Consider the following 25,870-nt stretch of genomic DNA (forward strand, 5'->3'; position numbering starts at 1 on the left):
GATTCCTGATTCCTATTTTAAAGAAGCTATTTTACCCTGTTGGGCCTCGACGAGGGAGAGAATTTCGTTGGCGACCGATTCGGCCGCGTCGGGGCGGCCCAAAGCCAAGGCAGCATAATGCATCTGTTCACGGCGGGTCTCTTCGTCCTGCAGCCCCAAAACAAGTTGTGCCAGCCGCTCAGGGGTTAACGAAGCTTGGGGGAGCAACAGGGCGGCTCCGGCCTGCTCCAAAGCGCGGGCATTATGGGTTTGGTGGTCGGCATAAGCTGTCGGCAAGGGTACAACAATGGAGGGGAGGCCATTGGCTAAAATCTCTGAAAGGCTAGAGACACCGCCACGGCACAGCACGAGATCGGCAGCGCGATAGGCGTAGGCCATCTGTTCCGTTTCTAGGAATGCAAAAGGATGGTAGCCCTCTCTATTTGCCAGGCCACACCCTTCTAACTGGGCTGAGAACTCGGAGAAGTCGCGCTTTCCTATCTGATGAAGCACCTGCACTCCGGCCTCCAGCAAAACGGGCGTCGTTTCCAGAACCACCCGATTAATGGCACGCGCACCTTGACTGCCACCAAGTACCAGTAGGGTGAAGCGATTGGGGAACAGACCGGGAAAGTGCTGTCTTGCCTCTCGAGGCGTGATCTGTTTCGGAGCGATGATGCCTTTTCGCAGCGGCAAACCCGTAAGTACCACGCGATCCGGCGGAAAGTAGGCGGCAGAAGCGGGAAAAGCGATACAGATGCGCTGTGCCCATCTGGCAAGAAACCGATTGGTGCGCCCCGGCACAACATCGGGAGCACAGATAACGGATGGAATGCCCTCACGAGCGGCCGCCAACACAGCCGCTGCGGCCACATAGCCACCTGTGCCGAGCACCACTTCGGCCCGAAACCTTCGAAGATAGGTGCGTGCCTCCTTGTAGCCGTTCCAAAGCGACCAGAGAACCAACAAGGTTGAAGGAGAAAGCAGTTTGCGAAGTTTGCGTGCGGTAATAGGCTGAAAAGGCCAGCCGTATTCTGGAACGAGTTGGGCTTCCATGCCGTTCGCGCTGCCGATATAAAGCACCTCCGCTTCGGGACGAAGTTTGGTAAGGCTTTCGGCTACGGCCAGAGCGGGAAAGATATGACCACCGGTTCCTCCTCCGGTCACCACGATTCTCATGGCGAACCCTCCCATGTTGGAGATGAAGGGATCTTCTCTGTGGCCGGCCGTTTGGAAAGAACGGCCTGGTGTGCGATGTTCATAAGCAGTCCGATAGCGGCCAGCATGAGAACAAGAGATGTCGAACCATAGCTGATGAAGGGTAGAGGAACGCCCGTTGCCGGAATCGAGTCGGAAGCCACGGCAACATTCACGATGGCCTGCCAGGTGATGAGAGCCGTTAAGCCGGCAGCAAGAAGCGCCCCAAAACGGTCGGGCGTGTAGCGTGCGATGGCGAAGCCGCGCCAGCTGATAATGCCAAAAAGCACCAATAAGACGCAAACCCCTACCAGTCCCGTTTCTTCGGCATAGGTTGCAAAAACGAAATCCGAATCGGCTTGTGGAAGGTAGTATTTCTCCCGTCCGTTGCCCAGCCCAAGCCCCGTCCATTCCCCGGAGCCTACGGCCAAACGTGCATGATAGATTTGATAGCCGATGCCCTGAAGGTCTTTTTGGGGATGCAGAAAGGCGAGAATTCGCTCTTGTCGGTTTCCGCCGGCCCTCCCAAAAAGGCTTGTGATAAGCACCAAAAAGGCGATCATGCCGGCGAAAAGCAGAAGGTGTCGTTTGCGCACACCGGCCAGAAAGAGTTGGGTAAGCAAGGTAAGGAACAACACAAAGGCGGTGCCGAGGTCGGGCTGTCTCTCAATGAGCATGAGATAAAGGAGGCTCACCAGCAAAACAGGTGCTAAATGCTCGATGGAAACAACCGTTTTGGTGCGGCGAGAACGTGGCAACTCTTTTGAACCTTCGATACGGGGCACCGAGAGGCGGGCAGCTACATAGAGGATAAGGCAAAGCTTGGCAACTTCGGAGGGTTGAAAGCTGAGTGGGCCAAGGTGTATCCAGCGAGCTGCACCGTTCATTCGAATGCCTATGTGGGGAAGGTGAACCGCTATGAGCAGCCCAATCCCTACAAGCAGCGCGGGGATGGCGGCGACGCGCAACCGACGATAGTCGGTGTAGAGAAGCAGGCCAAGCACACAGAAGCCGATGAAAGCGCCGAGCGCTTGCCGTTTTACAAAAAAGAACGGATCGTGAGCTAGGTGCACGTTATAGAGGGTTTGGGCATAACTGGTATCTAGAACCATCCAAAGCCCAATCACCGTAAGAACAACGGCGGTAACGAAAAGCCCAAGCTCCGGTTGGCGCGATGTGTTCATCGTTCATGCCCCTCAAGAAGGGTTTTAACGGCGGAGCGGAAAGCGGCACCACGCGCTTCAAAATTGGCAAACATGTCGAAACTTGCACATGCAGGCGATAGCATGACTATATCTCCGGGCGACGCAAGTGAGTGTGCCGTGTGGACCGCTTCATCCAACGAAGCCGCACGATAGATGGCCTGAAACCCTCCTTTTCTAAAGGTCTGCTCCATACGTTCGGCCGCCTCACCGATGAGCACAAGGGCTTTCGCATGGCGCAAAAGCGCTGGCGTGAGCGGCGCAAAGTCCAAGTTTTTCTCCGCTCCGCCGGCAATCACGATGGCCGGCTGCGATAGCGCTTCCAACGAGCGTACGGCGGCGGCGATGTTGGTGCACATGCTGTTGTTGATATAGATGATTCCCTCGCTCTCGGCAACAAGCTCCATACGATGAGGTACCCCTTTGAAACGACGGACGGCCTCCACGACGGCTTCCGGGTTGGCCCCAAGAAGCAGAGCTGTTATCGCGGCGGCCAGCACGTTCTCCATGCTGTGAATGCCGGGCAGAGATTTTGGAAAATCAGCTAAAGCCAAGAGACGGATGGTTGCAGTCGAAGGGGAGCGGTAGAAAAGCCAATCCCCTTTGCGCCATGCGGCGATGGGGCCTTCCGGCTCTCTGTAAGCGCTAAACCAACAGAGTGTTGCCGGAAAGTCGCTGATATTCAGCGTTTGCGTGACGGGGTCATCGGCATTAAGAACGGCGAAATCCTCGGCTGTTTGATAGGCGAAGAGCCGCGCTTTTGTCTGGGCGTACTCCTCTAGGTTTGCGTACCTGTCCAGGTGGTCGGCGGTGATGTTGGTAAGCACGCCTATTTTCGGTCGAAAACTCTGCGTCCATTCAAGCTGAAAACTCGATACTTCCGCTACGAGCACTGTCGGGGTGGCGGCATCTTGTTGCCTCGCCGCCTCCACCAACGTTTTTTTGATCTCATCGGCGCTGATGTTGCCGCAGGGGATGGCGGGGATATCGCTCTGTTTTAGCATGGCGGCAACGAGCAGGGTGGTGGTGGTTTTGCCGTTCGTGCCGGTTATGGCCACAATGGGTAGGTCGGTAAGGCGATAGGCCAGCTCTATCTCCGACCAGATGGGAATACCCTTTTGGAGGGCGCACTGAAGAAGGGAATTCTGCTTCGGTACGCCGGGGCTGGTAACGACGAGTTGCGTATTCGGATGGAAAGCGTTCTCTGGGGTGGCCGGCGCGCGTAGGGAAACGCCCATCTCTCTTAATTTCGCTATCGTTGTTGCCGGCAGCTGTTCGGGCTGCTTTTGGTCGGCCACCAGCACCTCTGCGCCGAGTTGGTGCAGGACCTCTGCGACGGCAAGGCCGCTTCTGCCGGCACCCACCACGGTAATCTGTTTCCCTTTCCAGTCGCCAATAGGTTGCATCCCTAGTATCTCCAAAGCAGCGCGAGCGCTGCGCATACGAGGCCTGCCAGCCAAAAGCGAAGCACCACCTGGGTCTCGGGCCAACCTAGCTCCTCAAAGTGATGATGGAGCGGCGTGCGAAGAAACACGCGATGGGTTTTCGCGTAGTATAGCCCACGGCGCCTGCGGCGATATTTGAAAACGAGCACCTGGATGACAACGGAGACCAGTTCGGCCCAGCAGACTAGAGAGGCCACTAAAAACCCCACCTCTTGTTTCCCCATAATCGCCGCGCCGGCCAGGCCAGCCCCAATGGCTAAAGAGGCCGTGTCGCCCATAAAAACGCGCGCAGGGTGGGCATTCCACCAGAGAAAACCGGCCAGAGAACCCGCCAGCGCAATGCAGAAGAAAGCGACGTTTGGCTCGGTGGAGAAGACCAGCACGGCCAGCGCCAGCGCTGTTATGAGGTTTAGCCCTGCGGAGAGGCCATCGAGACCATCTGCGAAATTGGTTGCGTTGGAAAACCCCACGATCAGCAGGAGGCAGAACAGATAGTAGAAACCGTAGAGGGCGATGGGGCTGTAGGAACCGAGTTGCACCGGAGCGATGTTGACCAGAGTGATGCCGGGGGGCGAAGAGAGCGCCAACCAAAGGACGAAGAGAGCGGCGACAAGGCACTGCGCCAGGAATTTTTCGCGTGCACGTAGGCCGAGGTTCTTTCCCCTTTTGAGGCTAAGGTAGTCGTCTAGAAAGCCAATGGCGCCAAACGCCAGGGTGAGGAGCAAAAGGGGAAGGAGCTTGAGATCGCCGATGAGGTGTCGGTGCATGTCCCACTGGAAAAAGCCGATATAGGCCAACATAACAAGCGTAAGCCCAAAATGGATGAGAAGGCCTCCCATGGTGGGCGTGCCCTGCTTTTTGGTGTGGGTATACGGGGCATCCTCGCTGATGTTTTGCCCGATTTGTAAAGCTCGCAGGTGTGCGATCAGTCTTCGCCCAGGCAGAGCGGAGAGAAGAAAAGCTGCAATGAATCCAAAGATGAGCTTAGCCATGCGTTTCTCCTATTGGCGTTCCTGTTAGGGCGCCCACGATCTGCTCCATCTGCATGGCACGGGAGCCTTTAATCAGCACCGTGTCGGATGGCTGAACATACATGCAAATGTCTTTCGCCGCCTCTTCGGAAGTTGCGAAGTGCTGGTGGGTGAGCGTGGCGCCTGCTTGAAGATGCCTCCTTGCCTCTTCAGCGATCTGTTGGGCGAGGTCGCCAACGGTAATAAGAAGACGTACGCCTATTTTTGCAACGGCTTGTCCCACCATGCGATGGGCTTCCGGCGCAAAGTCGCCCAACTCCTTCATATCACCTAACACGGCCACGCGGTTTTCCGAGCCTGTGAGGGTCGAGAGCGTTTGCAGGGCGGCCAGCATACTTTCCACGCCGGCATTATAGCAGTCGTCGAGAATACATGCCCCGTTTTGTGCGCGGCGTGAGGTCATGCGGCCCTCCGCTCCTGACCAGCGCGATAGAGCCGTTAGCGCCTCTTCGAGAGAAACTTCCAAGGCGAAGGCCACCGCCAAAGCCGCCGCGGCATTGTGTGCCTGGTGGGCCCCCAAGGCCGTCATCTGCACCGTGTGGCGATGACCATTCACGTCTAAGGCTAAGCGTGGACATCCACTTTCACCGACTTCAAGCGGTTTTACCGAGACATCGGCCGGTGCGCCTGTGCCGGAGAAGGTGATAATGCGGCAGGTGGAAGGAACGCGGCTACGAAGGTAGGGGAGAAAATCGCATTCCGCCGGCAAAACGGCAATGCCATTTGCGGGCAGCCGCGTGAGCAGTTCCGATTTTGCCTCGGCGATCTTTTCTCTAGAGCCTAGTAGTTCGATGTGCGCGTAGCCGATTCTGGTGATGACGCCGACGGTGGGAGAGGCGATCTCGGCGAGTCGATCAATTTGGCCTAGCCCACGCATTCCCATCTCTAAGACGGCTACCTCATGGTGAGGGGTAAGTTGGAAGAGGGTAAGCGGCACACCGATCTCCGTGTTGAGGTTTTTAGGGTTGGAGAGAGTTGCGTATCGCGCACGAAGTAAGGCTGCCGTCAGCTCTTTGGTAGATGTTTTTCCCACGCTGCCGGTGATGCCGACCAAAGGGATGGGAAAGCGGCGACGATAGTGGGCAGCCAGATCGCCCAGAGCACGAAGCGTCTCAGGCACCACGATCTGTGGGATGGGGAGATCGTCTGAAGGGGTTTTGACGACGGCGGCCGCAGCACCGCGGTCGGCGGCCTGTTGCAGAAAACGATGTCCATCCGTATGCTCGCCGGTAAGGGCAAAAAAGAGGGCACCCGGCTGAAGTGTGCGTGTATCTATGCTCACGCTCTCGACGACGGTATCGGGGCTACCGATAAGTTGCGCACCGAGCACTTCGCATGCCCATTTAACGGAAAAGAGCGGCATTTAGGGCGTTCCTCCTTGTAACGCCTCTCTGGCTACTTGGCGATCGTCAAAGGGAAACTTGGTATCGCCTATGATCTGGTAATCTTCATGACCTTTGCCAGCAATAAGCACCATATCGCCGGGTTGCGCCAGCGCCACGGCTTTATAGATGGCGGCGCGTCTATCCGGCTCTACGATGATCTGTGCCTTGATATGGGGGTCCTGTTCTGGGTTTATGTCGGCCAGAATCTCTTGAATAATGGCGTCGGGGTCTTCATGGCGCGGGTTATCTGAGGTAATGATGGCGATATCGCTCATGGTGGCGGCCAGATGGCCCATGATAGGCCGTTTGCCTCTATCACGATTGCCTCCACATCCAAAGACACAGATAAGCCGTTTAGGCTGAAGCCGAAGGGCGGACTGCAGCAGGTTCTGCAGTCCGTCTGGCGTATGGGCATAGTCTACAATGACGCTGAAGCCCCTATCGGCGGTTGGCACCGGCTCGAAGCGTCCGGGCACAGGTGGCAATGAGGCTAAACCCTGCACAATGGTTTGCCTATCTACGCCGAGCCGAAGGCAAGTGGCGATGGCGGCGAGAGCGTTTCCTACTTGGAAGGCGCCTCCGAGCGGCACGGTGATGGGCATCTCGAACCGCTCGGTGCCGGAATCGTAGCAGGCGACAAACTGCGTGGAGGTTGCCGAGAGCGTGATCGATTCGGGACGAAGTACGGCAGGGTCGGCCGCGTCTACCGAGTAGGTGATGATGTCGCCCCGTGCCAAAGTCACCAACTCTCTGCCTTCCCATTGCGAGACGTTGATGACGGAGATGAACTCGGCTTTGTCGGGACGTGGATAGAGAACCGGATATTCTGTAAAGAGGCGTGCCTTCGCGTTGAAGTAGGCCTCCATGGTTTTGTGAAAGTCGAGGTGATCTTGGGTTAAGTTGGTGAACACTCCCGCCCGAAAAGCGATGCCATCGGTGCGATAGAGGGCCAATGCATGGGAGGAGACCTCCATCACCACCGAATCGGCGCCTTGATCGCGCATGGTGGCCAGAAGTTCCTGCAGTTGGTCGGCTTCGGGAGTGGTATGCTCACTGGGCAGGGCGGCGCCATCGAGTTCGGCGCCGAGCGTGCCAATGTTGCCCACGCGTTCTCCGGCGGCACGTAAAATGTTGGCGATCATGCGGGTTGTTGTGGTCTTGCCGTTTGTTCCCGTAACCCCGATCACCTTCAACGCATGCGAAGGATCGTCGTAAAAGGCGCAGGCGAGAAGAGGAAACGCCTTGCGCGTATCCGGCACCTCAACAACGGGAATGTGCGGGGGCAACGTAATGCCAAGCGTTTCAAGAGCGTTCTGCTGTACCACCACCGCGGCCGCCCCCTGTTCAACGGCTTGGGGAGCGAACTGATGACCGTCGAAGTTTTGACCAACGAGGCATACGAAAAGCCATCCCGGGCCAACCGATCGCGAATCATGGGTAAGTCCGGCAATGAGTGGGTTGTTTGTTGAAGAGACATTGACTTTCGGCAGTCTTGCTATCAAATCGTGCAACGGTTTAGACATCGGCTTGTTTCCCAAATTGCTAGGTATTTCTTTATTTAGTATAGAACGCCGAACCGGTTTCCTGCTATCCCCTCTTCGCGCGGTCTCTATTCGGTATACGGCTCGCCGCATCGCGTGCCAATAGGGTGGAGTAGGGCCTAATTTCTCGTTTTAACCGGCAGTGCCGACGGCAGTAGGGCGACTTTTGGAAGCTGTCCGGCAGCGATGGCTTGTGTATTTTGAGGGTCATCTTGTGGAACACGCCAGAGGGCCATCAGCCGCGCAGCGATGTTGTGAAAGGCCGGAGCGGCCACCTCGGCTCCATAGTAGCGGCCGGTGGTCGGTTGGTTCACCATGACCAGGATCACGGCGCGAGGCACGGTATTTGGGTCGGCGGGAACCATGCCGATAAAAGAGCCGATGTAGGCGCCGGGGCGATATTTGGTAGCGGTACCGGTCTTGCCGGCCACGATGTAGCCCGGAATGGCGGCAGGTTGGCCGGTGCCTGAGGTAACAACACCGCAAAGCATTTGGCGCACCTCTTTGGCCACACTAGGGGATACCACCTGGCGCACCGGTGTGGGAGGGATGCGCTCCACGACACGGCCATCGCCGGAGACAAACTCGGTGACGAGGCGCGGTTGCATGAGGAGGCCGTTATTGGCGATGGCTGCATAGGCCATGGTCAGGCCGAGGGGAGTTACCATGACGGACTGGCCAAAAGCCGCGCGCGCGGTTTTTGCCGCGCAGTAAGGGGCCTCGTACTTATCGAGCGACCAGTGCCCTCGAGCAACGCCGGGCAGGGGGAGATCGGGGCGGGTAAAAAGTCCAAAGCGAGCATAGATCGCTCTTAGGCGTTGACCGCCAAGCCGCAGGCCGATTTGTGCTGCCCCGATATTGCAGGAGACACGCAGAATTTTAGCAACATCCTCGTCGCCGTGAACTTCTCCATGAGCGCAATGGATGGTACGTCCCTGCACTCGAAACTCGCCGCTGCAGTGAAAATAGGTTTGCGGGGTGATGACCCCCTCTTGCAAGGCCCCACAGACCATCAGGGGCTTAATGGTGGACCCAGGTTCATAGCAGTAGGCTGTGCAGCGATCATAGATGGAATCTGCGGGTATGGGGGGCCGTTTTTGTGGGGCGTTTGGCGGAGGATTCGGGTTGAAGCTGGGCAGGCTGACCAAGGCGCGAATATCACCGGTTTGAGGGTCTACAACGACCACAGAGACACCGTGCGGGTGAAACCGGTTCCATATACGCATGGCCTCTTCGGTGGCGATATGTTGCGCGTCGGCATCGAGGGTGGTATAGAGGTTAAGCCCGTTGTTGGCCAGACGTAGCTGATGCAGGGTGTTTGGTATCTCGCGCCGGTGGGCATCAAGCTCCACTTCGGCATAACCATCGGAGCCTTTAAGCCACCGGTTGCAGCCCTGTTCCAAACCCAGAACACCCTGCCCGTTGGCGTTAACAAAGCCGACCACCTGCGCCGCATCGGCACCGCAGAGATAGCGTCGCACGTGACTATCTTGAACGCCGAAGCCGCAGAGGTGAGCCGCTTTAAAAAGCTGTGCTTGTGTTTGGGTGAGGCCGTACTTTAGCGGATAAAAACCGTGCTCGGCATAGTGCCCTTCCGCCAGGCGTTGTTGATAGGCTGCGACGGCCTGTTGTATTTGAGTATTCAGTTGGGACAGAGGAATACCGAGGAGCATCGCCGCACGCGGGAGGTCGTTTACTAGGCGCTGTTGAAGCCGCTTGCGGGTGGCGCTATCCATATAGGGATTGGCCAGAACGGCCGGGTCGAAGCCCACGGTGCCGCTGTAGGTATCTATGGCGAGGGGGCGGTTTTCGGCGTCGAAGATGGCCCCGCGATGCGCTTTACTGGGGATATCCTCGATGCGGCTTTGAAAGGCAACCGCGCGAATTTTTCGGCCCTGAATCCCCTGTAGATAGGTTAGACGTGCCATCAGTCCCAGGTAGGTCAGGGTGATGAGGCCGCCGGCCAGTAGGAGGCGCCGTTGCAACAAGACCTCACCTTTCCTCGTGGTGCGTTTCATCTTCAGGGGGTAACTCCAAGCGTGATGGTTTTTCTTGGGTCGGCCGGAGTAAGGCCGAGTTGGGTGGCTTCCTTTTCGATGCGCGACGTCGAGCGCATCTGAGCCAAAGCGCGCTCTAGCTGCACGGAGCGCTCCTTTTCAATTCGGATTTGGGCGAGGAGTCGGTCTCGTCGAAAGCTCTCCTGGTTGAGCCAGGCACAGCAGCCAAAGTAGAGAAGTCCGAGGGCGCATGTGGGCAGTGCCACAAGCAGCACGAGATAGAGCTGAATGCCGATGGGAACGGGTGCGGTTTTTGCCGGTGCGGGAACAGGCCGTTTAGAGGAGGGGATGCTGTGACGTGGAACTTGTGGCCTGACGAGTGGGCTTCTTGCTGTTGGCATTTCACGCTCCTTGCTTAAGGTAGTGGTGGCAGGCGTCGTGCGGCACGTAAACGTCCACTACGTGCACGTGGATTACGACGCAACTCCTCATCGGAGGGGCGTACCGGTTTCTTGGTAAGGATTTCGAGTACGGGAGCCCGCGAGGAGGGGGTAGAAACACCGGATGATGCGGCGTCGAGACCCACATGCTTACCGGCTTTATAGGCGAAGAGGCGCTTCACGATGCGATCTTCTAAGGAGTGAAAGCTAATGACGACGATGCGCCCGCCGGGGTTCAGGCGTTCGATGGCGGCGGCAAGCCCGGTTTGCAACTGTTTTAGCTCGTCGTTAACGGCGATGCGTAGGGCTTGGAAGGTACGGGTGGCCACGTGGATGGAGCGCGGCCAGGCGCGTCGAGGCACGGTGCACTCCACCAAGGCTGCCAACTGACCGGTGGTTTGAATGGGGTGTCCTTTTTTTATTTCGGCATGAATGGCACGAGCGATGAGGCGTGCCCAGGGTTCTTCACCGTATTCTTTAAGAATTCGCTCCAGTTCCGTTTCCGAAACTCGTCGTAGCAGTTGTGCGGCCGTTTCGCCCGTGCTTCTATCCATGCGCATATCAAGCGGCTCGTCACGGCGAAAGCTGAACCCACGCGGGGCATCGAGCTGATAGGAGGAGACGCCAAGGTCGAAGAGTATGCCGTCGAAGGTCGCCGGTGCACCGCTGGTGGTATCGAGAATTTGGCCGAGGTGACCGAAGTCGCCATGAAGCAGGAGAATACGATTTTGTGAAGAAAACTGTTTTAGGGTACGCTGGGCAGCGGCAAGCGCATCGGCATCTCGATCAAGCCCGACGAGCGTTCCGTGAGGGCTTATATGTTCCGCGATGACGAGGCTATGGCCGCCTCCTCCGAGGGTAGCGTCGAGGAAGGTTTCGCCTGGGCGCGGGGCGAGAAACTGCAGTGTCTCCTGGAGGAGCACGGGCTGGTGGTTATAGCGTTCAATCGAGTTAGCCATCATCATATCAAGCGGTACCCTCCTGTGTCGGCACGGTTTCGCCTGTGGTGGGGCGGGGTGGGGCTGTAGGCGCTCCGGCAACGGGCTGTAAGCTCAAGCGATTGCGCGAGGCGATGCCCGCCTCCTGTTCGGTAAGGTGTTCGCTCCAAGCGCGCCAGCCGGCGCGGCTCCATATTTCGAGGCGCGTTCCGCTGCCGATAATAACCACAATGTCGCCCTCTTCCATTCCGGCCCACTCACGGAAGTGGCGGGGAATGGAGAGGCGGAACTCGCGATCGGGACTGACGAATTCGCAGTTCCCGAACATGCGTTGTAGGAAGATAAGGTCGGGATCAAGCTCATCGTAGAGAGAGGCACTGATCAGTTGGTTTTCGAGGGCTTCCCAAACCGGCATCGGGTAGGCGCGGATGTGGTGGTCGGGGCCGATGGTCAGCACGAACTTACTCCCCAGCGTTTCGCGGAAGCGCTGAGGGATGATCACACGCCCTTTATCATCAAGTGCGTGCTCGAAGCGCCCCCACATCCGCAAAGCGGGAGAGTCGATCAACATGGCGCTCTGTCCTCGTTCCCCACCAGAGGAAGCCCTCGTTCTGGAAATTTGGGATGGGAACACCACTGTGTTCCCACCAAGTCCCTACTAAGTTACCACTCTGTCCCACAATTCTACCAGGTTCGCAACTGCCTGTCAATAGGCTAGCAGGAAAATTTTCTTTTTTGGGGAACGTAAAAAGAAGAGGAGGGGGTGGAGACACCATGTTTGAATCGTTATGGATGCCGAACTATGGGTTTCGGATGACCGGAAACATTTTTGGGGGGCGAACTCCGGCTGCCATTCTCGCGCGGTGGGATGCCTATGCCTACTCTTCTTATTTAATCGCTAAGTACGAGCTTACGCTGTGGTTTGAGCCGGAGTGGAAGGTTGCCCGTGCTTTGGCCCGTCGTTTTCCCTACTGCACGGTGCTCTCTATTCCGGAGGAGTCGGTCACGCCCTCTCTCTTCCGCGTGCCGGGGTGGCGCCCCAAACGGCCTCCTGCCGTGCTTTGATCGCTTGAGGTAACCGAACTGGGTTTTTGGTTGTGGGAACACAAGGAGGCTTTCAGAGCAGGAGTTTCCACCTGCTCCAAGAGAGACAGCGTGATCGTCTGAACGGCCGCACGTGCCGCTGTCTGATCTGAGCCGTATAGCTTGTCGTTCTATTCTTCCTCTCCTTTGACCTGGGATGGCCTCAAAAGCTGTTCGCCTTCGGCTTTGCCTTCGGTAGGCACACGTAGAAGCTCTTCGGTATCCTGTATGCCTGGTGTCTCCGAAGCACGCAACAAATCCTCCGGCTCCCACTTCTCTCGTTTAACAAGCAGCTGCTTCGCCTGCCTGTTCATGTGCTCTATCGCCTCCCAGCCTATATGGCTAAAGAGCTTGAGGTTCCAAGAACGACGCCTTAAAACATCCAGCAGTTGACGTATGTCCCTAGCTGTGCCCAACCTAAGGGTACACTTTACAAAAGATATCCATAACTCCCTATCTTCACAATAGAAGAGCATCCGGCGTTTTTGGGCTACTGTCAAACGATGGTAATCCTCCGGTGTGATCGTTGGGAATATTCGCTTAAGCAACCGTGTTGCAATTAGGGAGCTAAAGCCACCGCCTTGATAGAGACACTCAATAAGCCAGCCAAGATAATCTCTTATCACCTTATCGTCCGCTATTTGGGCCAGTAATAACAGAGTTTCCAGCTTTTGGGAATTTGAATTGCCGGCGACAGCATCGAGTAGCGAAGGGAGAGCACGGGCGAGTAGAGTACCTCCACAAAGAGTAAGCCCAAGCCAGATGTACCAACCACTCTGCAGGGGAAGTTTGAAAAACGTTTGAATGACGACACTTACAAGGTAGCTACAAACCGGCCATAGGAGCCACGCACGAAGGAGCCGGCGTTCTCGAGGTTCCCATAAGCGCTTGTTCTGGCGTCTCTGTTCTATGAGGTCTCTTACCTGATCGGCATTGAGCTGAAGTCGCCTTTGGGGGTCGGCAGACTTTTGTAAGGCCTTAGCGACTTCTTGGGGCAACAGACGGGAGGGTATTTTAATCCCCTTACCATCTCCTAACACCAACAGACCCTCAGAAAGTTTCAGCACATCGGATATCTTTTCTAGCGGAATAGCAGTTAGCTGGTCATCCTGTTCACAAAAAAGAGTATTCTCTTTAAGATATATCTTGATCGAGGCATTGCACATGAGAACAGCGAGATGGAGGGTGAGCGGCAGCAAAATCAGAAGGCCTACTCCAAGGACACAGCAAACGGCCAGCGGGCTGGTAAATGAAGCTCTCATGCATTTTGGCAGCAAATGCATCAGAAAAGTACCTAACATGGCCAAGGGTAGGTAGGCCATGGTGCGATCGTATTTGCGTGTTCTCAGATTAAAGGAGGGAATAGACATCGCTCTTGTCCTGATCTTGTGTCTGTATACAAGCCATACTTTAGCTCTTAAGGCACCTATTTTTACATGACGTAGCTGGTCTCTCCTGAGCTTGCTTCTGTATCCATTATCGCCGGTGGAACATGACTCTCTGTTCCGATTCTGACACAATATGCGGTAAGGAATCTATCCTTATCGAACTTTCGCAAGGTACACGCAACAATTCATGTGCAACGTAGCTTTGTGGCAATGTCTTTTACAGTTTAGAAACCCACAAAGACCGTCTGCTAGTTGCCTTAGGATGCTACATATCGCTCCTGAATAGAGAACTAATAGGCATCTAAGCGGGCATGCCTTCCTAGCGGGCATTCCCCAAATACTCATACAAGTTTATCCCTCTCACAAACCCTATCGGGTCTCGCGTCAAAAACCGATCAGCCAACACATCATAGTACCTAAACCCTAACAAACTTAAACCCATCTCTCAGTCCGTATAGTAGCGTGCTAAACCCCCATAACCACTGTAGGGGTCTTGAGACGCCGTCGGGTCACTACTCGCTACCTGCCGTACACCATACCCGTCAGATAAATTGCGCCTAGCCGTCCTCATCTCCTTCTTCCCTCTTCTCTACGGCAACAGCAGTTCCTTGTCTTCCCTCTTGCCCAAACCCACTGAACGCAACAACTTCTGAGGCTCTAGCACCCTCATACGCTCCTGGCTCAACCGCGCACGCAAACGTGTAGCTATCTCATCTCTTACTTTCTTGACCTCGCCCTTTAGTCTCTTCAGTTGGCTCTTGGAAAACCTGACTCGTCCAACCACATACTCGTTCAACATGGCACTTAGAGCATCGTAGAGATCGCACAATTCTATGTAACCGGTTTCTGCCTGACTACCTCTTTGGCTCACAAACTGGATAAAGGCTTTCACTAAATCCGCTTCCGTACTTAATCGCAGGTAATATCGAGCAAGCAGGTAATAGGGGCCTGCAGGTCGTAGTAGTGTGTGAGACTGTATCGAACGGCTTTTTGCACTCTCTCGACATCGGCATATCTCTGTTTGGAAATAAGAACTCCATTTCTCCCAAAACATAGGGGAATGTTGCACAACTTCATACAATTGGCGAAACTCTTCATCCGTTATTATGGATTCGTATATGCGTTTGTATCTGATTCCCCATAGGCATACTTCTACGATAACAAACAAAACGATACCTGTAAGCAAACAAACCATACCCTCGTAAATTGTTCTGGCGTAGAAACGCATGTACCTTTCATTGACATACATTAAAGTTATCCAGGTGAACACCGTAAGAATACAAAGCTTGGTTATCACATAACTCGTCTGTAGTTCTCTTCTAGCTACCTGTATTAAGGTGATCATTTGTTCATCAATGCGCCTTACATACCTCTCTAAGTCCTCAGAGGCCATCTCTTGCTTTCTCCCTGTCCCCAAAGTCCGAGTTTTGACTTGACCACCACCTAAAGGCTTTTTTCGATCTTCGATAGGTAAATTCAAATCGTTCCTTTTTGTAACTCTAGCTTTCCTAGGATGAACAAGAAGCAGGAGACATCTGTAAGGGTCTTGAGGTGTCGTCGGGTCATTGCTAGCTACCTTCCGCATACCATACCCGTCAAACAGGTAACTCGCTACCACACTTCCACTCCCAGCATCTATCTGCTGGCTCACGTTCCCCTGACCATCCGGCGTGTACATCAACACCCGGCCCCCACTGCTCCGAGCTAACGGTCCCTCTGGGCCAAATGTCTCCTCCGCCACTATCTTCCCGCTCCCGTTCTCCTCTAACACCGCGTTCATTTACTTAGCTTTCGGTGTAGACATTTCCTTTATCCCACTCTCTATAACACCCCGCTGCTAGCCCGATGCCGATAGAGCCTTCGCCTAATAGTGCGGTATGTCCGACCATCTCTTATGATGTGGGCAGCTGAACAAGGCAGAACCCTTTTGAGCTAATGCTCTCAAGAGCACTTGCGTCGGGCCGAAAAGCAGACTGTCCCGTGGCGCATAAAAGCCTTGCTCCGTGCCGGCAAACACCCCCCATGAACCGTCCTTACTTAATGAGAAATCACTCAGCTCAACCGGCAACACCCCAACGCGTTTTCCATCCGCTAGACGATATATTTCCGGTAAATTCCGTTTGGGCGTGTCTATGGACACCGGGTTGGCTAACAGGAGTACGTTAGCCTGTCCTGGAACTAAGGCGAAATCCTCAGCATCTCTCCGCCAACATAGATGCCAGTCTCTGACACGCCATACCCATAGGCGATACCAGACATCTAGGCCGATTAAATACCGCCCATCCTCCGAAAAAAGCACTCGTAAGATTTCAGGGCCGTAGGAGGTAGGGTTGGGAAAGGCTTTCAGAAAAACCAACTTCCCTGTCGCCAAAGAATAAACTCGCATCTCCCTCTTTCCAAGACAAGCCACGAGTTGACCATCCGGAGAAACGCACCCTCCGCTCCAGCTCACTGTGTTAGGAAACCGCCATATCTGTTTGCCGGTCTGCGTATCCCATACTCCGAGCGCAGCAACACATAGGTAACGACCGTTCGCTCCAAAACTCACATATAATTTCTGCCATTGGAAGTAGTCCTCCGTATAAGATTTAGACACCTCACCTTTTAAGCTGACGAGAGTTTGTCCCGTTTGGGGAGAGGCGATAGCCATAGAACACGGCACATAGAGCGCATGAGGGGGAGAGGCCTCCTCGACATCAGGCCAAGTGATCAGCTGGTTTTGAGGCGTAAAACCGAGATAGTACTCTCGCATCGGGTGCAGGCGCCAATCGGAGGTACTGAGCAACGCTTGACCTTCTAGATAATAATGAGGGGATTGGAATGTAATAAGAAACAGTAATGCTTCTATAAAGCGTCCGAAATCCCCAAAAGGCTTTGCAAGGCTTACCACAACAGGGCTAACAGAGTGAGTACCTTCCCAATTGAGTAAGAGCCAGCGCCCATCTGGAGAAAGAATAGGGGCATCGCTATTCATCCCTACCCAGTATCCGAACAGAAGATGCGCCTCGCACTGCTTAAAGCAAACTTTCTGCCATTTCTGTTGCCGCAAAACGCTTTGGGGCGACATCTGTACCTGCTCTGGATGAGCCACAAGTAAGCTTAGTGCGATGAGCGCTACGAACAGGCCTAGCAGGAGAGCGCTTAGCCTGAATTTATGCTCCCACAACCAACGGAGGAGTTTCACCAGCCTCTGTAGATAGTGTTTCATCCTTAGCAGCATTAGTAGGGTTCCTCGCACACATCGGCTCCAGGATGCAGGCGCAAGCACGGTGGATAGCCACATGTCTCTGGCGTATCTGGAGCAGTTAAATCACAAAGCTCTAGCAGACACTCGGTGAAAGCTTGGCAGTTGAAGGAACCGAGACCGTAATAGTAAGGCGCCTTGTCTCAAAACTCCACTCGCTAAGGTCTGCCTTTCGTTTCTGGGCTATAAAAAATAGAGCCGTTTGTGGGCTTTCTGCATCCAAACGCTCTTCTCCGGCAAGCGCAAACGCCTCATACCTTCTTTCTCCTTTTGAATCGTTTTTCTCTAGGCTCCGTGCTTTGCATAATAGACGCTACAACGTAAACGTGCGTTTCAGATAAACAGCTTTCAACACGCCGCCATTGCAGGACGGTGTCTTTATCTCTAGGGTAATCTACGCTACCTCCTTGCGGAAAACCTAACAGAGGAGATTGAAAAAGGTCTTGAGGCGTACCGCTTCCGAATGGAAAAGGGGAGGGGGATGTTCCGTGAGAGGTGGGTTGTCGCTTTGGAGGTCACTCCGTTCCAACATGGGGTAGACTCTCTATTGACGCAAAACATTGCTGTTGGAGGAGCTTTTGGAGACCGCAACGACCATACCCAACGATATTTTACAGCAGGCCGAGCGCTTGAAAAGAGGTACGGCCGGAGTCATTCCCGAGGGAGGACTGGAGGAGAAGCTGTGGAAGGCACGGCAGGAAAACCGACCCCTGCGTATTAAATTGGGCCTAGACCCCACCGCGCCCGATATCCATCTCGGCTTTGCCGTGGTCTTGAGAAAGCTAAGGCAGTTTCAAGACCTTGGGCATCAGGTGGTGATCATCGTCGGAGATTACACCGCACTGATAGGAGACCCTTCAGGCCGCTCTACGACGCGCCCCATGCTCTCCCAAGAGGAGATCGCGGCCAACGCCCGAACCTATGTGGAGCAACTTGCACGCATTCTAGACCGCGAACGCACCGAGGTTCGCTTCAATAGCGAGTGGTTGGGACGGCTTACCTTTGCCGATGTTGTGCACCTCGCCGCGAAAATGACGGTAGCCCAAGTTTTACAAAGGGAAGATTTTGCCAACCGCTATGCCCAAGGCCTCCCGATAGGCCTCCATGAACTGCTCTATCCGTTGGCACAGGCGTACGACTCGGTGGTGATCAAAGCCGATATCGAAATGGGAGGGCTAGACCAAACTTTCAATATCCTCGCGGGGCGTGACCTCCAGCGGGAGATGGGACAAGAGCCTCAGGTGGCCCTCTTTATGCCCTTGCTTGTGGGACTAGACGGTGTGAAGAAGATGAGCAAGTCGCTGGGGAACTATGTGGGGATCACAGAGCCGCCGCTGGATATGTACGGCAAGCTTATGTCCATCTCCGATGCGATGATGCGAGACTATTTTGTGCTCTGCACCGATGTGCCCCTCGAAGAGATAGAGGAGTTATTGCAGCGGGCGTCGAAAGGAGAAATAAATCCAAAGGACGTCAAACGACGGCTGGCTCGCGAGATCGTAGCGATCTATCATGGTGCGAAGGCGGCAGAGGAGGCCGATATCGAATGGAACCGTGTGCATGCGGGAGGTGAGCTGCCAAGCGATGTGCCTGAGGTGGCGGTTGGACCGGAACAGGCTCGCGAGGGACGTATTTGGATATGCCGACTGCTGGTGGCAGCCGGTGTTGCGAAAAGCAACAACGAGGCCCGACGCCTTATTGAACAGGGAGGAGTGGAGCTAGACGGTCGGCGTGTGCAAGATGTAAATGCCGAGTTCGACATGGCAGCGCTGGAGGGCAAACTGTTGCGCGTGGGAGCGCGACGCTTCGTGCGCATACGAACAGGGTAGAACAGAATGCAAGAGGCGGATAGTCCACAGTCAAAAACGAGGAACTGGCGACCTGCGGAGGCGTTCCATCGCATCGGAAAAAGGGCAGTTCTTTTCATTGTGGTTGGGGGACTTCTCGTTTGGCTGCTATTCGGGCATGCTACGCATCGAACGGCGCCTCCGCCGCAAAGCGGCATGAGAAAGGACTATCTTGTACCGCCTCGGTTGAGTGCAATCCAGTCGGACCCGCGCGATACCCGCGTGCTCTATATTGATCCCCTTCATCTGCCACCGCCTGTTTCTGCCCCGCTTTATGTGGCCAATCTGGCGGAGGATTCCGATGGGTATCTTGTTTCCGTGCGTCAGGTGCTTTGTGGACGAGCGCACCTGTTCGGCAATGTGGCGCCCACAGTGCACCTGCCCGCCGGAAAACTCATCGTAAGTCTCCAGGTGATGTCGGTTCGGCACGATCTGCACAACATCAACATAGATGCCCGCTCGAAGGTTTACGCTCAGGACGATACCGGCCAGAAATTGGTGGGAAGCTATCTCAGTAATTTTCGCTTTCCCGGAGGGATTGGGGCACTTTTCGAGTTGCCGGCACCGTCGCCTTCTGCGCGGCTGCTTACTTGCTTTGCCGGCACCTTGGTTCTCTCTTCCCTTTTACAAGAGGAGATGCTCGCAGAGCGCTATGAGTCACGCCTCTATCCAACTTTAAGCCAGGTCAATCCTCGTCCTCAGCCTCTGCCCCAGCCGGCTGCACAGAGGGTTCCGTTTCGGATATCTAACGTTCCTCTGCCGATAGCCACACATATCTTTGGGCTACTTTCGGCGCGTCTCCTACCAAACGCTCAACTGGGCACACTTGGTGGTCTCCCCAGTCTTGTCTGTCTCACGCGGGCGCAGGCTGCCGCATTGCGCAAGCTCTTTCCGCCCTTTGTGGCCGACCCAGGCCCATTTCACCTGCCGAACCATCTCATCTTGGCGCCAGGGAAGGATGGACACTTTGTGGCCCCTGTGGGCGGGCTGGAAAACATTTCTTTGGACTGCACGCTGAACGCCTCCTTGGCGCGGTACGGCCTTTTGCCGACCACCCTAAGGTTTGCCCTTGCCGGCAGTCCTGCAAGGGTGTGGCGAGGCCGGTTTAACTTTTGGGATCATGAACCGGTTATTTGGCTTATGCCGCCCGCATGGTCGCCGCCTGGACAACGACTTGCTATTTGGATGGAGCTGTATCTAGATATGCCGCCTCCTACGGTAAACCCTCTCCCTCCAGGCCAATGCGTCCATCTCACCGTTCCGGCAGGGCAGTTGGGCGGAGGGTTGGCGGGGCGAGTGCTTTTGGAAGGGGCACCTGTCGCTTTGGGGATGGTGGAGGTCTCTCTCACCTGTATTGAGGGGGCGGCAAAAGGGCAGGAGGATGATGTCTGGCTACCCCTAGACAGGGAAGGACGTTGGTTCCTTCAGGGACTTTATCCGGGGAGCTATGAGGTGCAACTTCGGAAGGTGCAGCCCTACCTAAGCCCCTTCGGAATTCCCGGAAACTTCCGATGGTCGGACTATGCGCGTTTGCACAACGGTATTCAACAGGGCGCGTGGCAGAGGGCACAACAGGGCCCCATTGCCGTTGTGGCCGGCAGCATGACAATGCTGCAAGATTGGAACTACCTACCCACCGTTCGGGTGGCGCCAGGGGTGGTAGCTCAGAGCAAACTGAACCCGTGATCGCAGCGAAGGATGGGTGCCGTACCACCATTGGATGAGCTTAGGGGGATTGGGGTCTTCATAATCGCGCTCGGCAAAGCCGATGAAAAGCTGTGCCATGGCCTGGTTGAGGTGGGTAAGGCGAAGCGCAAAAGCGTCGGCACGATGTTCAAGATAGCGCGATTCGAGGTTGGCCAGTGGCATTTGAATTTGAAGCAGCCCATAGAGGCAGAGCAAAAGCGCCGGAAGTGCGGCGAGATCGGTTGGGCCTTCGATGCGCCATTTTCGGGCAAAACGTTGAAGCAAAGCAGGGAACACCTTGGCTAAAACCCAAAGCAACGCCCCGGCCCCCACGATATTGCTGAGCGTTATGATCCAGACATGTTTTTCCACGTAGTGCCCCATCTCATGGGCCACCATCACCAGTAACTGATCGGGCGGGAGCGTTTTGATGGCCGTGTCGTCTATGACGATGCGGGTGGTGGGGCCGATGCCGGTGACGTAGGCGTTGACGTGAGTCGTTCGGCGACTAGTGTTCTCCACCAGGATGGCTGCATGGCGGATATGGGCTTTGGCAGCAAGCGTTTCAATGGCATGACGGAGCGGCCCCGGAGGTAGGGGACGATAGTGGTTGAACAGAGGCGCGATGACGATGGGTTGCAGCACATTGTTGAATAGAATGAGTGGAATGAGCACCACCCAAAGCCAAAGCCACCAGCGTTGTGGGCTTCGACAATAGACGGCGTAACCGAGCCATAGAACGAGAATGAGGGGCAGTGAGAGCGCCCAGGAGAGGGCGATGTCGCCAAGCCACATGGCCCAACCCTCACGGGCAAACCCGAACTGTTGTTCCAGTATCAAGCCTGCCATGCCTAGAGGCATTTGCCAGAGGAGAAACAGCAACGAGAAGGCGGCGTAAAAGAGCGCCAGCGTACGTAACGGAGGCGGTTTCTCCAAGGCGGGCCGACGCGCCGTTAGACGATAGGCCCAACATCGAAGTTGTGCCGCAATGCCGAGGTGCAAGGTTAACCAAAGCCCCAACCCATGCCAAAAGATGCCGAAGAAGCCCAAGGCATACTCCAGCCGTTGATAGGTGATGGCGCGTGGAGGAATGTGAAACACGACGGCGGGGGTGGGTGCCGCCAAAAGGGTGAACGGCGCGACAAGCAGCACAAGCCCTAAGAGAAAGAGATATGCCATTCGTGCTGCTTGCCGCATGAGCGAGCCTATCCTCAAGCCACCGCGGCGAGGGCGGCGTCGTAGTTAGGCTCTTGGGTTATCTCTGGCACATACTCTACATACTTAACTTTGCAATCGGGGCCTACCACGAAGACGGCACGGGCCAGAATCCGCTGCAATGGCCCTTCGGCGATGAGGAGGCCGTAGGCTCGACCAAAATCGCCGGTTCTATGGTCGGATAGCACTTTGATGCGGTCTATATGTTCGCTGCCACAAAAGCGGGCTTGAGCGAAAGGTAAATCCATGCTGACCGTAAGGACGGCCACGTTGTCGGGAAGTTGCGCGGCTTTTTGGTTGAAGGTGCGCGTTTGCTGAGCACAAACCGAGGTGTCAAGGGAGGGGACGACGGAGATCAGCACGGTTTTCCCGGCGAAGTCATCGAGCGTGACATCGCCAAGGCCGTCGGAGGCGTTCTGCTGAAGGCGGAAGTTGGGAGCGGTATCTCCCGGTTTTAGCTCCGGGCCTTCGAGGGGCACCGGGTTCCCCTTGAAGTTGACGGTTCGATGTGACATGGGTTTTCGTCTCCTTATGAGTAGATGGTGTTTCGTACAGCGGCTTTTTGGAGCCGGGTATTACGGTAGGATGGTTTGTAGGGGTTGATCCATGGTCGGGTACTCTTCTACTTTTTCTAAACAGCCATCGAGTAGGTAGTAGATGCGATCGGCCCCTTGCAGCATCAGGGGGTCGTGGCTCACGACGATAACAGCGCCGCGATCTCTGTAGGCTAGTAGCAAATCTATGACGGCGCGACCGTTGGTATGGTCAAGCGCTGCGGTAGGTTCGTCGGCGAAGATCACCTCCGGCTCCTGCATCATGGCACGGGCGACGGCCAAGCGTTGACGTTCTCCACCGGAGAGGTGGGTTGGAAAGCTTTTGCGTAGATGCGCAATATTCAGTTGATGAAGCAGCAGGTCGGCCTTCTTGGCGGCATCCCTATCCGTCGGTGAGGCAGCGATAAGCAGATTCTCTTGAACGGTAAGGTAGTTGATGAGGTAGGGATACTGAAACACAAAACCGAACTTCTCGCGTCGTAAGCGCACGCGCTCTCGTTCAGAGAGCGCATAGAGGTCGGTGCCTTTGTAGAGCACTTTTCCCGTCACCGGTCGTTTCAGCCCGCTTAAAAGATAGAGCAGCGAGCTTTTCCCGGAGCCGGAGGGCCCCATCACGCCGAAAAAGCCGGTTGCCGGAATGTCCAACGAAACATCGCGTACGGCGTAGGCGATGCGGTCTCCATCACCGTAACTCAGACTGATATGCTCGGCTTGCAGCAGCATGAGGGCCTTTCATAACTTTTAATAGATGGCCTGCTCGGTTTCCGGGTCGAAGAGGTGGCTCTTGGCCATATCGAATACGATTTCGAGCTTGCCGCCTACTTTGGCCGTGGAGGCGCTATCGACCATGGCGATAAGCGAGATGTCGTTGCTTTTCAGGTACATCTCCATATCGCTACCCAGCGGCTCTACCACATCTACATCCACCGTGATGGTGTTGCCGGGGGTCGGCTGAACCAATCCCGGCAGGTTTTTGTCGTAGATGTCCTCAGGGCGAATGCCCCAAATGCACCGCTTACCCACGTAGCTACGCGCTTTTTGCGCCTGTTCTGGGGGCAACGTCACCTGGAAGCTTCCGGCATCCACCAGCAACTCTCCATTGCGTTCTACGATAGTGGCCGGAACAAAGTTCATTGCGGGAGAGCCGATGAAGCCCGCCACAAAGAGGTTCGCCGGATGGTTATAGAGGTTGAGGGGCGTGTCGCACTGCTGGATCACTCCGTTGTTCATCACGGCGATGCGGTCGCCCATGGTCATCGCCTCCACCTGGTCGTGCGTTACGTAGACTGTGGTGATGCCGAGGCGGCGATGCAGCTTGATAAGCTCCGCACGTGTCTGAACACGCAGTTTTGCGTCGAGGTTCGAGAGCGGTTCGTCCATCAAAAACACTTTTGGCTCGCGCACGATAGCCCGCCCTAAGGCAACCCGTTGGCGTTGGCCACCGGAAAGCTCTTTGGGTTTCCGCTGAAGAAGGTGTTTCAACCCCAGCATTTCGGCGGCCTCGTTCACCCGGCGATCGATCTCCTCTTCGCTGAAGGCGCGTCGCGTGTTAAAAGGCCAGGGCAGGTTCGTGGGCACCCGTTTTAGACGGAGGCCAAAACTCATGTTATCGTAGACGTTCATATGGGGGTAGAGGGCGTAGTTTTGAAAGACCATGGCGATGTCGCGGTCTTTGGGCGACACATCGTTCACCACGCGGTCGCCGATGATGATCTCCCCAGAGGTGGCCTCTTCCAAACCGGCGATCATGCGGAGCGCTGTGGTTTTTCCACAGCCGGAAGGGCCGACGAGCACCATAAACTCACTGTCACGAATTTCCAAATTCACATTGTTAACGGCAACCACTTTGTTGAACACTTTGGTGAGATTCCGTAGTATCACACCGGCCATGCAGGCATTTTCCCCTTCATCGCGAGTTAACGTTTCCAACGGTTTCCTTCTTTGGTTTTTTATGGAAGAGCGGCAACAAATCCCCCGTTAAGATAGAAGGGGCGCCTTCTTCCTCTCTGTTCCGTAAAAATCATACCATGAACTTGTACGCAAAACCTACATAGGTTCGGCGTCCTCACAGAATAGGGCTGAAGGCAAAAAAGGAGGGCCTTCGCGGTGATCGCGTCGGCCCTCTATCGAAAGGAGTTCGCGAGGAAGCTCTTGTGCGCTAACAACCTTCTTCAAGGAGGAGGTGCGCAAAACGTCGCCCGTCGGCGGCCTCGATATCTTCTGGTACCTTTTGGCCTGTGGTGATGTAGGCGAGCGGTACGCCCGTTTTATCGAGCACGTTCAGCAAGGAGCCGCGGCTGTCGGTCTCATCAAGCTTGGTAAAGATGAGGTTATCCACGCGTGCTTTGGAGAAGCGCTCCACAGCTTCCAACATATCGCGCTCTTTCATGCAGGCGGAAAGCACAAGATAGCTTTTGGTGTTTAATCGGTCTATGAGGCTTTTGAGTTCTCCTACCTGCATCGTGTTCTTCTGGCTTCGGCCGGCCGTATCAATCAGCAGCAGATCGTAGTCCGCACACTCACGTACGGCGGCAACGGCCTCGCTCTGATCGTAGGCCACGCGCACGGGGATATCCATAATCTGGCCGTACGTTTTAAGTTGCTCTACGGCGGCGATGCGATAGGTATCTACCGTAAGCAGGGCGACACGCTTGTGTTCGAGCAGGGCAAAACGCGCCGCCAGTTTGGCGATGGTGGTCGTTTTGCCTACGCCGGTTGGCCCGATAAACACGACCGTCGTCAATTGCCCCGGCGTGGGGGCAAGGGGCGCGGCGATGGGGATGCGCCGCGCGATGAGGTCTGAAAGAGCGGAAAGCGCCATGGGCAACCGAGCCTGCTCGCTCCAGCGGCTTACATCGGGCAGGTTTTCCACCAAGTCGCGGGCTAAGGCCTCGTCTACCCCTATTTCTAGGAGCTTCTGATAGAGTTCGGGGCAGGCCGGCAGCACGAGCGGCGTCGGCGCGGTAGGAGCCACAACGGGGGCAAGTGCGGAGACGACCGCGGTGACCGTCTGTTCCTGCGCGAGTTTCTGTTGCTGCTGCAACGTATCGAGTGCCTCGCGTATCTCCGCTAGGGCCTGCTCTAGCTCGCCAATGCGTTGTGTGGAGGGGATGGAGGTCTTTTTCGCGCTGTTGGTTGCGGTGGTCTCTGCTGCAGGCTCCACAAGAGGGGTATTGGTCGCAGCTGTTGTGCGCCTGGCTCTTGGTGTGGAAGCGGGCAGGCGCTCCTCGGCGTGCGAGTTAGAGAGGAGCGAAGGCGTTGACACCGTGGAGGAAGGGCGTGTTTTAGTGGCGGTAGCGGAGCGATTTTGAGCGGTCTGTTTGTCTTCATTGTTGTTAGCGACGGCAGCGATGGTACGATAGGCTCGCGCGGCGGCCGCCGAGGTGGCACCGGCGGTTTCGGTGATGTTGCCTTCCGCTTTGGAGGGGTTGCTTGCAAGAGATTTCGCTTCGACCTCTTCACGAGGAACAAGGCCGGTGGCGGCTACCACGCGAACGATCTCGCGGGCACCGATGCCCAGCAGCCCTCCTTTGCGTGCTTTGCGTGTATCCAAAATGATGGCTTCCGGGCCAAGCTCGTTGCGTATCTGCGTGAGACACTCCTTTAGGGAGTTGGCTTCATACTCTCTAATGAGCATCGAATGGGATCGCCTCCGTGGGAGGATTCAGGCCAGAGATGGCTTTCCCCTCTATTATCGG

The 25,870-nt window shown here is 55.7% G+C and carries 22 protein-coding genes; 3 read left to right on the top strand and 19 right to left on the bottom strand.

The window, feature by feature from the left end; translation table 11 throughout:
- Positions 1-12: 12 nt before the first annotated feature.
- From murG to VKV18_RS08775, 10 genes are all read right to left on the bottom strand, one after another.
- Complete coding sequence (gene murG, locus VKV18_RS08730) at positions 13-1,158, bottom strand: undecaprenyldiphospho-muramoylpentapeptide beta-N-acetylglucosaminyltransferase (protein ID WP_324203820.1); 1,146 nt, start codon at positions 1,156-1,158, stop codon at positions 13-15.
- The gene (locus VKV18_RS08735) at positions 1,155-2,360 is read right to left on the bottom strand and encodes a putative peptidoglycan glycosyltransferase FtsW (RefSeq protein WP_324203821.1); all 1,206 of its coding nucleotides are present in this window, start codon (positions 2,358-2,360) and stop codon (positions 1,155-1,157) included. Before VKV18_RS08735 ends, murG begins: the two co-directional genes overlap by 4 nt.
- Positions 2,357-3,784 (bottom strand): UDP-N-acetylmuramoyl-L-alanine--D-glutamate ligase, encoded by a 1,428-nt coding sequence (murD, locus tag VKV18_RS08740; RefSeq protein ID WP_324203822.1) that lies wholly within the window; start codon positions 3,782-3,784, stop codon positions 2,357-2,359. Before murD ends, VKV18_RS08735 begins: the two co-directional genes overlap by 4 nt.
- Before the next feature lie 2 nt (positions 3,785-3,786).
- A complete protein-coding gene (gene mraY / locus VKV18_RS08745; protein WP_324203823.1) occupies positions 3,787-4,815 on the bottom strand; it encodes a phospho-N-acetylmuramoyl-pentapeptide-transferase in 1,029 nt (342 codons plus the stop codon).
- Complete coding sequence (locus tag VKV18_RS08750) at positions 4,808-6,217, bottom strand: UDP-N-acetylmuramoyl-tripeptide--D-alanyl-D-alanine ligase (RefSeq protein ID WP_324203824.1); 1,410 nt, start codon at positions 6,215-6,217, stop codon at positions 4,808-4,810. Before VKV18_RS08750 ends, mraY begins: the two co-directional genes overlap by 8 nt.
- Positions 6,218-7,762 (bottom strand): UDP-N-acetylmuramoyl-L-alanyl-D-glutamate--2,6-diaminopimelate ligase, encoded by a 1,545-nt coding sequence (locus VKV18_RS08755; protein WP_324203825.1) that lies wholly within the window; start codon positions 7,760-7,762, stop codon positions 6,218-6,220. It lies immediately after the preceding gene.
- 137 nt (positions 7,763-7,899) lie between these two features.
- Positions 7,900-9,768, bottom strand: a complete 1,869-nt coding sequence (locus VKV18_RS08760) for a penicillin-binding protein 2 (protein ID WP_324203826.1) — start codon at positions 9,766-9,768, stop codon at positions 7,900-7,902.
- Positions 9,769-9,800: 32 nt separating this feature from the next.
- Positions 9,801-10,178, bottom strand: a complete 378-nt coding sequence (locus VKV18_RS08765; protein WP_324203827.1) for a hypothetical protein — start codon at positions 10,176-10,178, stop codon at positions 9,801-9,803.
- A 14-nt stretch (positions 10,179-10,192) separates the two neighbouring features.
- Positions 10,193-11,164 (bottom strand): 16S rRNA (cytosine(1402)-N(4))-methyltransferase RsmH, encoded by a 972-nt coding sequence (rsmH, locus tag VKV18_RS08770; protein ID WP_414647187.1) that lies wholly within the window; start codon positions 11,162-11,164, stop codon positions 10,193-10,195.
- A gap of 19 nt (positions 11,165-11,183) precedes the next feature.
- Complete coding sequence (locus VKV18_RS08775; RefSeq protein WP_324203829.1) at positions 11,184-11,726, bottom strand: division/cell wall cluster transcriptional repressor MraZ; 543 nt, start codon at positions 11,724-11,726, stop codon at positions 11,184-11,186.
- A 203-nt stretch (positions 11,727-11,929) separates the two neighbouring features.
- Between VKV18_RS08775 and VKV18_RS08780 the strand changes: the two genes are divergently transcribed.
- On the top strand, positions 11,930-12,220 hold the full coding sequence (locus VKV18_RS08780) for a hypothetical protein (RefSeq protein WP_324203830.1): 291 nt from the start codon (positions 11,930-11,932) through the stop codon (positions 12,218-12,220).
- Between the two features lie 149 nt (positions 12,221-12,369).
- On the opposite strand, the gene VKV18_RS08785 is transcribed toward VKV18_RS08780, so the two are convergent.
- The 4 genes from VKV18_RS08785 to VKV18_RS08795 form a co-directional block, all read right to left on the bottom strand.
- The gene (locus tag VKV18_RS08785) at positions 12,370-13,608 is read right to left on the bottom strand and encodes a hypothetical protein (protein ID WP_324203831.1); all 1,239 of its coding nucleotides are present in this window, start codon (positions 13,606-13,608) and stop codon (positions 12,370-12,372) included.
- Positions 13,609-13,945: 337 nt separating this feature from the next.
- Positions 13,946-14,068 carry an RHS repeat-associated core domain-containing protein gene (locus tag VKV18_RS15935; RefSeq protein WP_414647185.1) on the bottom strand — a complete coding sequence of 41 codons (123 nt, stop codon included), beginning with the start codon at positions 14,066-14,068 and terminating at the stop codon, positions 13,946-13,948.
- Positions 14,069-14,215: 147 nt separating this feature from the next.
- A complete protein-coding gene (locus VKV18_RS08790) occupies positions 14,216-15,106 on the bottom strand; it encodes a hypothetical protein (protein WP_324203832.1) in 891 nt (296 codons plus the stop codon).
- A 384-nt stretch (positions 15,107-15,490) separates the two neighbouring features.
- Positions 15,491-16,846: a hypothetical protein gene (locus VKV18_RS08795; RefSeq protein ID WP_324203833.1), complete on the bottom strand. Its 1,356-nt coding sequence runs from the start codon at positions 16,844-16,846 to the stop codon at positions 15,491-15,493.
- A 602-nt stretch (positions 16,847-17,448) separates the two neighbouring features.
- Between VKV18_RS08795 and tyrS the strand changes: the two genes are divergently transcribed.
- Together tyrS and VKV18_RS08805 are read left to right on the top strand one after the other, a co-directional pair.
- Positions 17,449-18,699 (top strand): tyrosine--tRNA ligase, encoded by a 1,251-nt coding sequence (gene tyrS, locus VKV18_RS08800; protein WP_324203834.1) that lies wholly within the window; start codon positions 17,449-17,451, stop codon positions 18,697-18,699.
- A gap of 6 nt (positions 18,700-18,705) precedes the next feature.
- Entirely contained in the window at positions 18,706-20,403 is a 1,698-nt protein-coding gene (locus VKV18_RS08805; protein WP_324203835.1) for a hypothetical protein, read from the top strand.
- On the opposite strand, the gene VKV18_RS08810 is transcribed toward VKV18_RS08805, so the two are convergent.
- From VKV18_RS08810 to flhF, 5 genes are all read right to left on the bottom strand, one after another.
- Positions 20,347-21,582, bottom strand: coding sequence for a M48 family metallopeptidase (locus tag VKV18_RS08810; RefSeq protein WP_324203836.1), 1,236 nt, complete (start codon positions 21,580-21,582; stop codon positions 20,347-20,349). The two genes, VKV18_RS08805 and VKV18_RS08810, sit on opposite strands and share 57 nt — an antisense overlap.
- A 32-nt stretch (positions 21,583-21,614) precedes the next feature.
- On the bottom strand, positions 21,615-22,133 hold the full coding sequence (gene tpx / locus VKV18_RS08815; RefSeq protein ID WP_324203837.1) for a thiol peroxidase: 519 nt from the start codon (positions 22,131-22,133) through the stop codon (positions 21,615-21,617).
- Positions 22,134-22,193: 60 nt separating this feature from the next.
- The gene (locus VKV18_RS08820) at positions 22,194-22,895 is read right to left on the bottom strand and encodes an ABC transporter ATP-binding protein (protein WP_324203838.1); all 702 of its coding nucleotides are present in this window, start codon (positions 22,893-22,895) and stop codon (positions 22,194-22,196) included.
- Between the two features lie 18 nt (positions 22,896-22,913).
- Positions 22,914-24,062, bottom strand: a complete 1,149-nt coding sequence (locus tag VKV18_RS08825) for a sn-glycerol-3-phosphate ABC transporter ATP-binding protein UgpC (RefSeq protein ID WP_345786403.1) — start codon at positions 24,060-24,062, stop codon at positions 22,914-22,916.
- A 268-nt stretch (positions 24,063-24,330) separates the two neighbouring features.
- The gene (flhF, locus tag VKV18_RS08830) at positions 24,331-25,809 is read right to left on the bottom strand and encodes a flagellar biosynthesis protein FlhF (protein ID WP_324203840.1); all 1,479 of its coding nucleotides are present in this window, start codon (positions 25,807-25,809) and stop codon (positions 24,331-24,333) included.
- Positions 25,810-25,870: the final 61 nt, after the last annotated feature.

Origin of the sequence: Chthonomonas sp. (genome assembly GCF_035294505.1) — a bacterium.
Lineage (GTDB): Bacteria > Armatimonadota > Chthonomonadetes > Chthonomonadales > Chthonomonadaceae > Chthonomonas.

Excerpts from the sequence above, each read along its gene's own strand:
- tpx (WP_324203837.1), bottom strand. The coding sequence starts at position 22,133 with ATGTCACATCGAACCGTCAACTTCAAGGGGAACCCGGTGCCCCTCGAA.
- VKV18_RS15935 (WP_414647185.1), bottom strand. The coding sequence starts at position 14,068 with ATGGGTTTAAGTTTGTTAGGGTTTAGGTACTATGATGTGTTGGCTGAT.
- VKV18_RS08755 (WP_324203825.1), bottom strand. The coding sequence starts at position 7,762 with ATGTCTAAACCGTTGCACGATTTGATAGCAAGACTGCCGAAAGTCAAT.
- murG (WP_324203820.1), bottom strand. The coding sequence starts at position 1,158 with ATGAGAATCGTGGTGACCGGAGGAGGAACCGGTGGTCATATCTTTCCC.
- VKV18_RS08780 (WP_324203830.1), top strand. The coding sequence starts at position 11,930 with ATGTTTGAATCGTTATGGATGCCGAACTATGGGTTTCGGATGACCGGA.
- VKV18_RS08810 (WP_324203836.1), bottom strand. The coding sequence starts at position 21,582 with ATGGCATATCTCTTTCTCTTAGGGCTTGTGCTGCTTGTCGCGCCGTTC.
- VKV18_RS08785 (WP_324203831.1), bottom strand. The coding sequence starts at position 13,608 with ATGTCTATTCCCTCCTTTAATCTGAGAACACGCAAATACGATCGCACC.
- VKV18_RS08765 (WP_324203827.1), bottom strand. The coding sequence starts at position 10,178 with ATGCCAACAGCAAGAAGCCCACTCGTCAGGCCACAAGTTCCACGTCAC.
- VKV18_RS08820 (WP_324203838.1), bottom strand. The coding sequence starts at position 22,895 with ATGCTGCTGCAAGCCGAGCATATCAGTCTGAGTTACGGTGATGGAGAC.
- VKV18_RS08805 (WP_324203835.1), top strand. The coding sequence starts at position 18,706 with ATGCAAGAGGCGGATAGTCCACAGTCAAAAACGAGGAACTGGCGACCT.
- murD (WP_324203822.1), bottom strand. The coding sequence starts at position 3,784 with ATGCAACCTATTGGCGACTGGAAAGGGAAACAGATTACCGTGGTGGGT.
- VKV18_RS08750 (WP_324203824.1), bottom strand. The coding sequence starts at position 6,217 with ATGCCGCTCTTTTCCGTTAAATGGGCATGCGAAGTGCTCGGTGCGCAA.
- mraY (WP_324203823.1), bottom strand. The coding sequence starts at position 4,815 with ATGGCTAAGCTCATCTTTGGATTCATTGCAGCTTTTCTTCTCTCCGCT.
- VKV18_RS08795 (WP_324203833.1), bottom strand. The coding sequence starts at position 16,846 with ATGCTGCTAAGGATGAAACACTATCTACAGAGGCTGGTGAAACTCCTC.
- VKV18_RS08735 (WP_324203821.1), bottom strand. The coding sequence starts at position 2,360 with ATGAACACATCGCGCCAACCGGAGCTTGGGCTTTTCGTTACCGCCGTT.
- flhF (WP_324203840.1), bottom strand. The coding sequence starts at position 25,809 with ATGCTCATTAGAGAGTATGAAGCCAACTCCCTAAAGGAGTGTCTCACG.
- VKV18_RS08825 (WP_345786403.1), bottom strand. The coding sequence starts at position 24,062 with ATGGCCGGTGTGATACTACGGAATCTCACCAAAGTGTTCAACAAAGTG.
- VKV18_RS08775 (WP_324203829.1), bottom strand. The coding sequence starts at position 11,726 with ATGTTGATCGACTCTCCCGCTTTGCGGATGTGGGGGCGCTTCGAGCAC.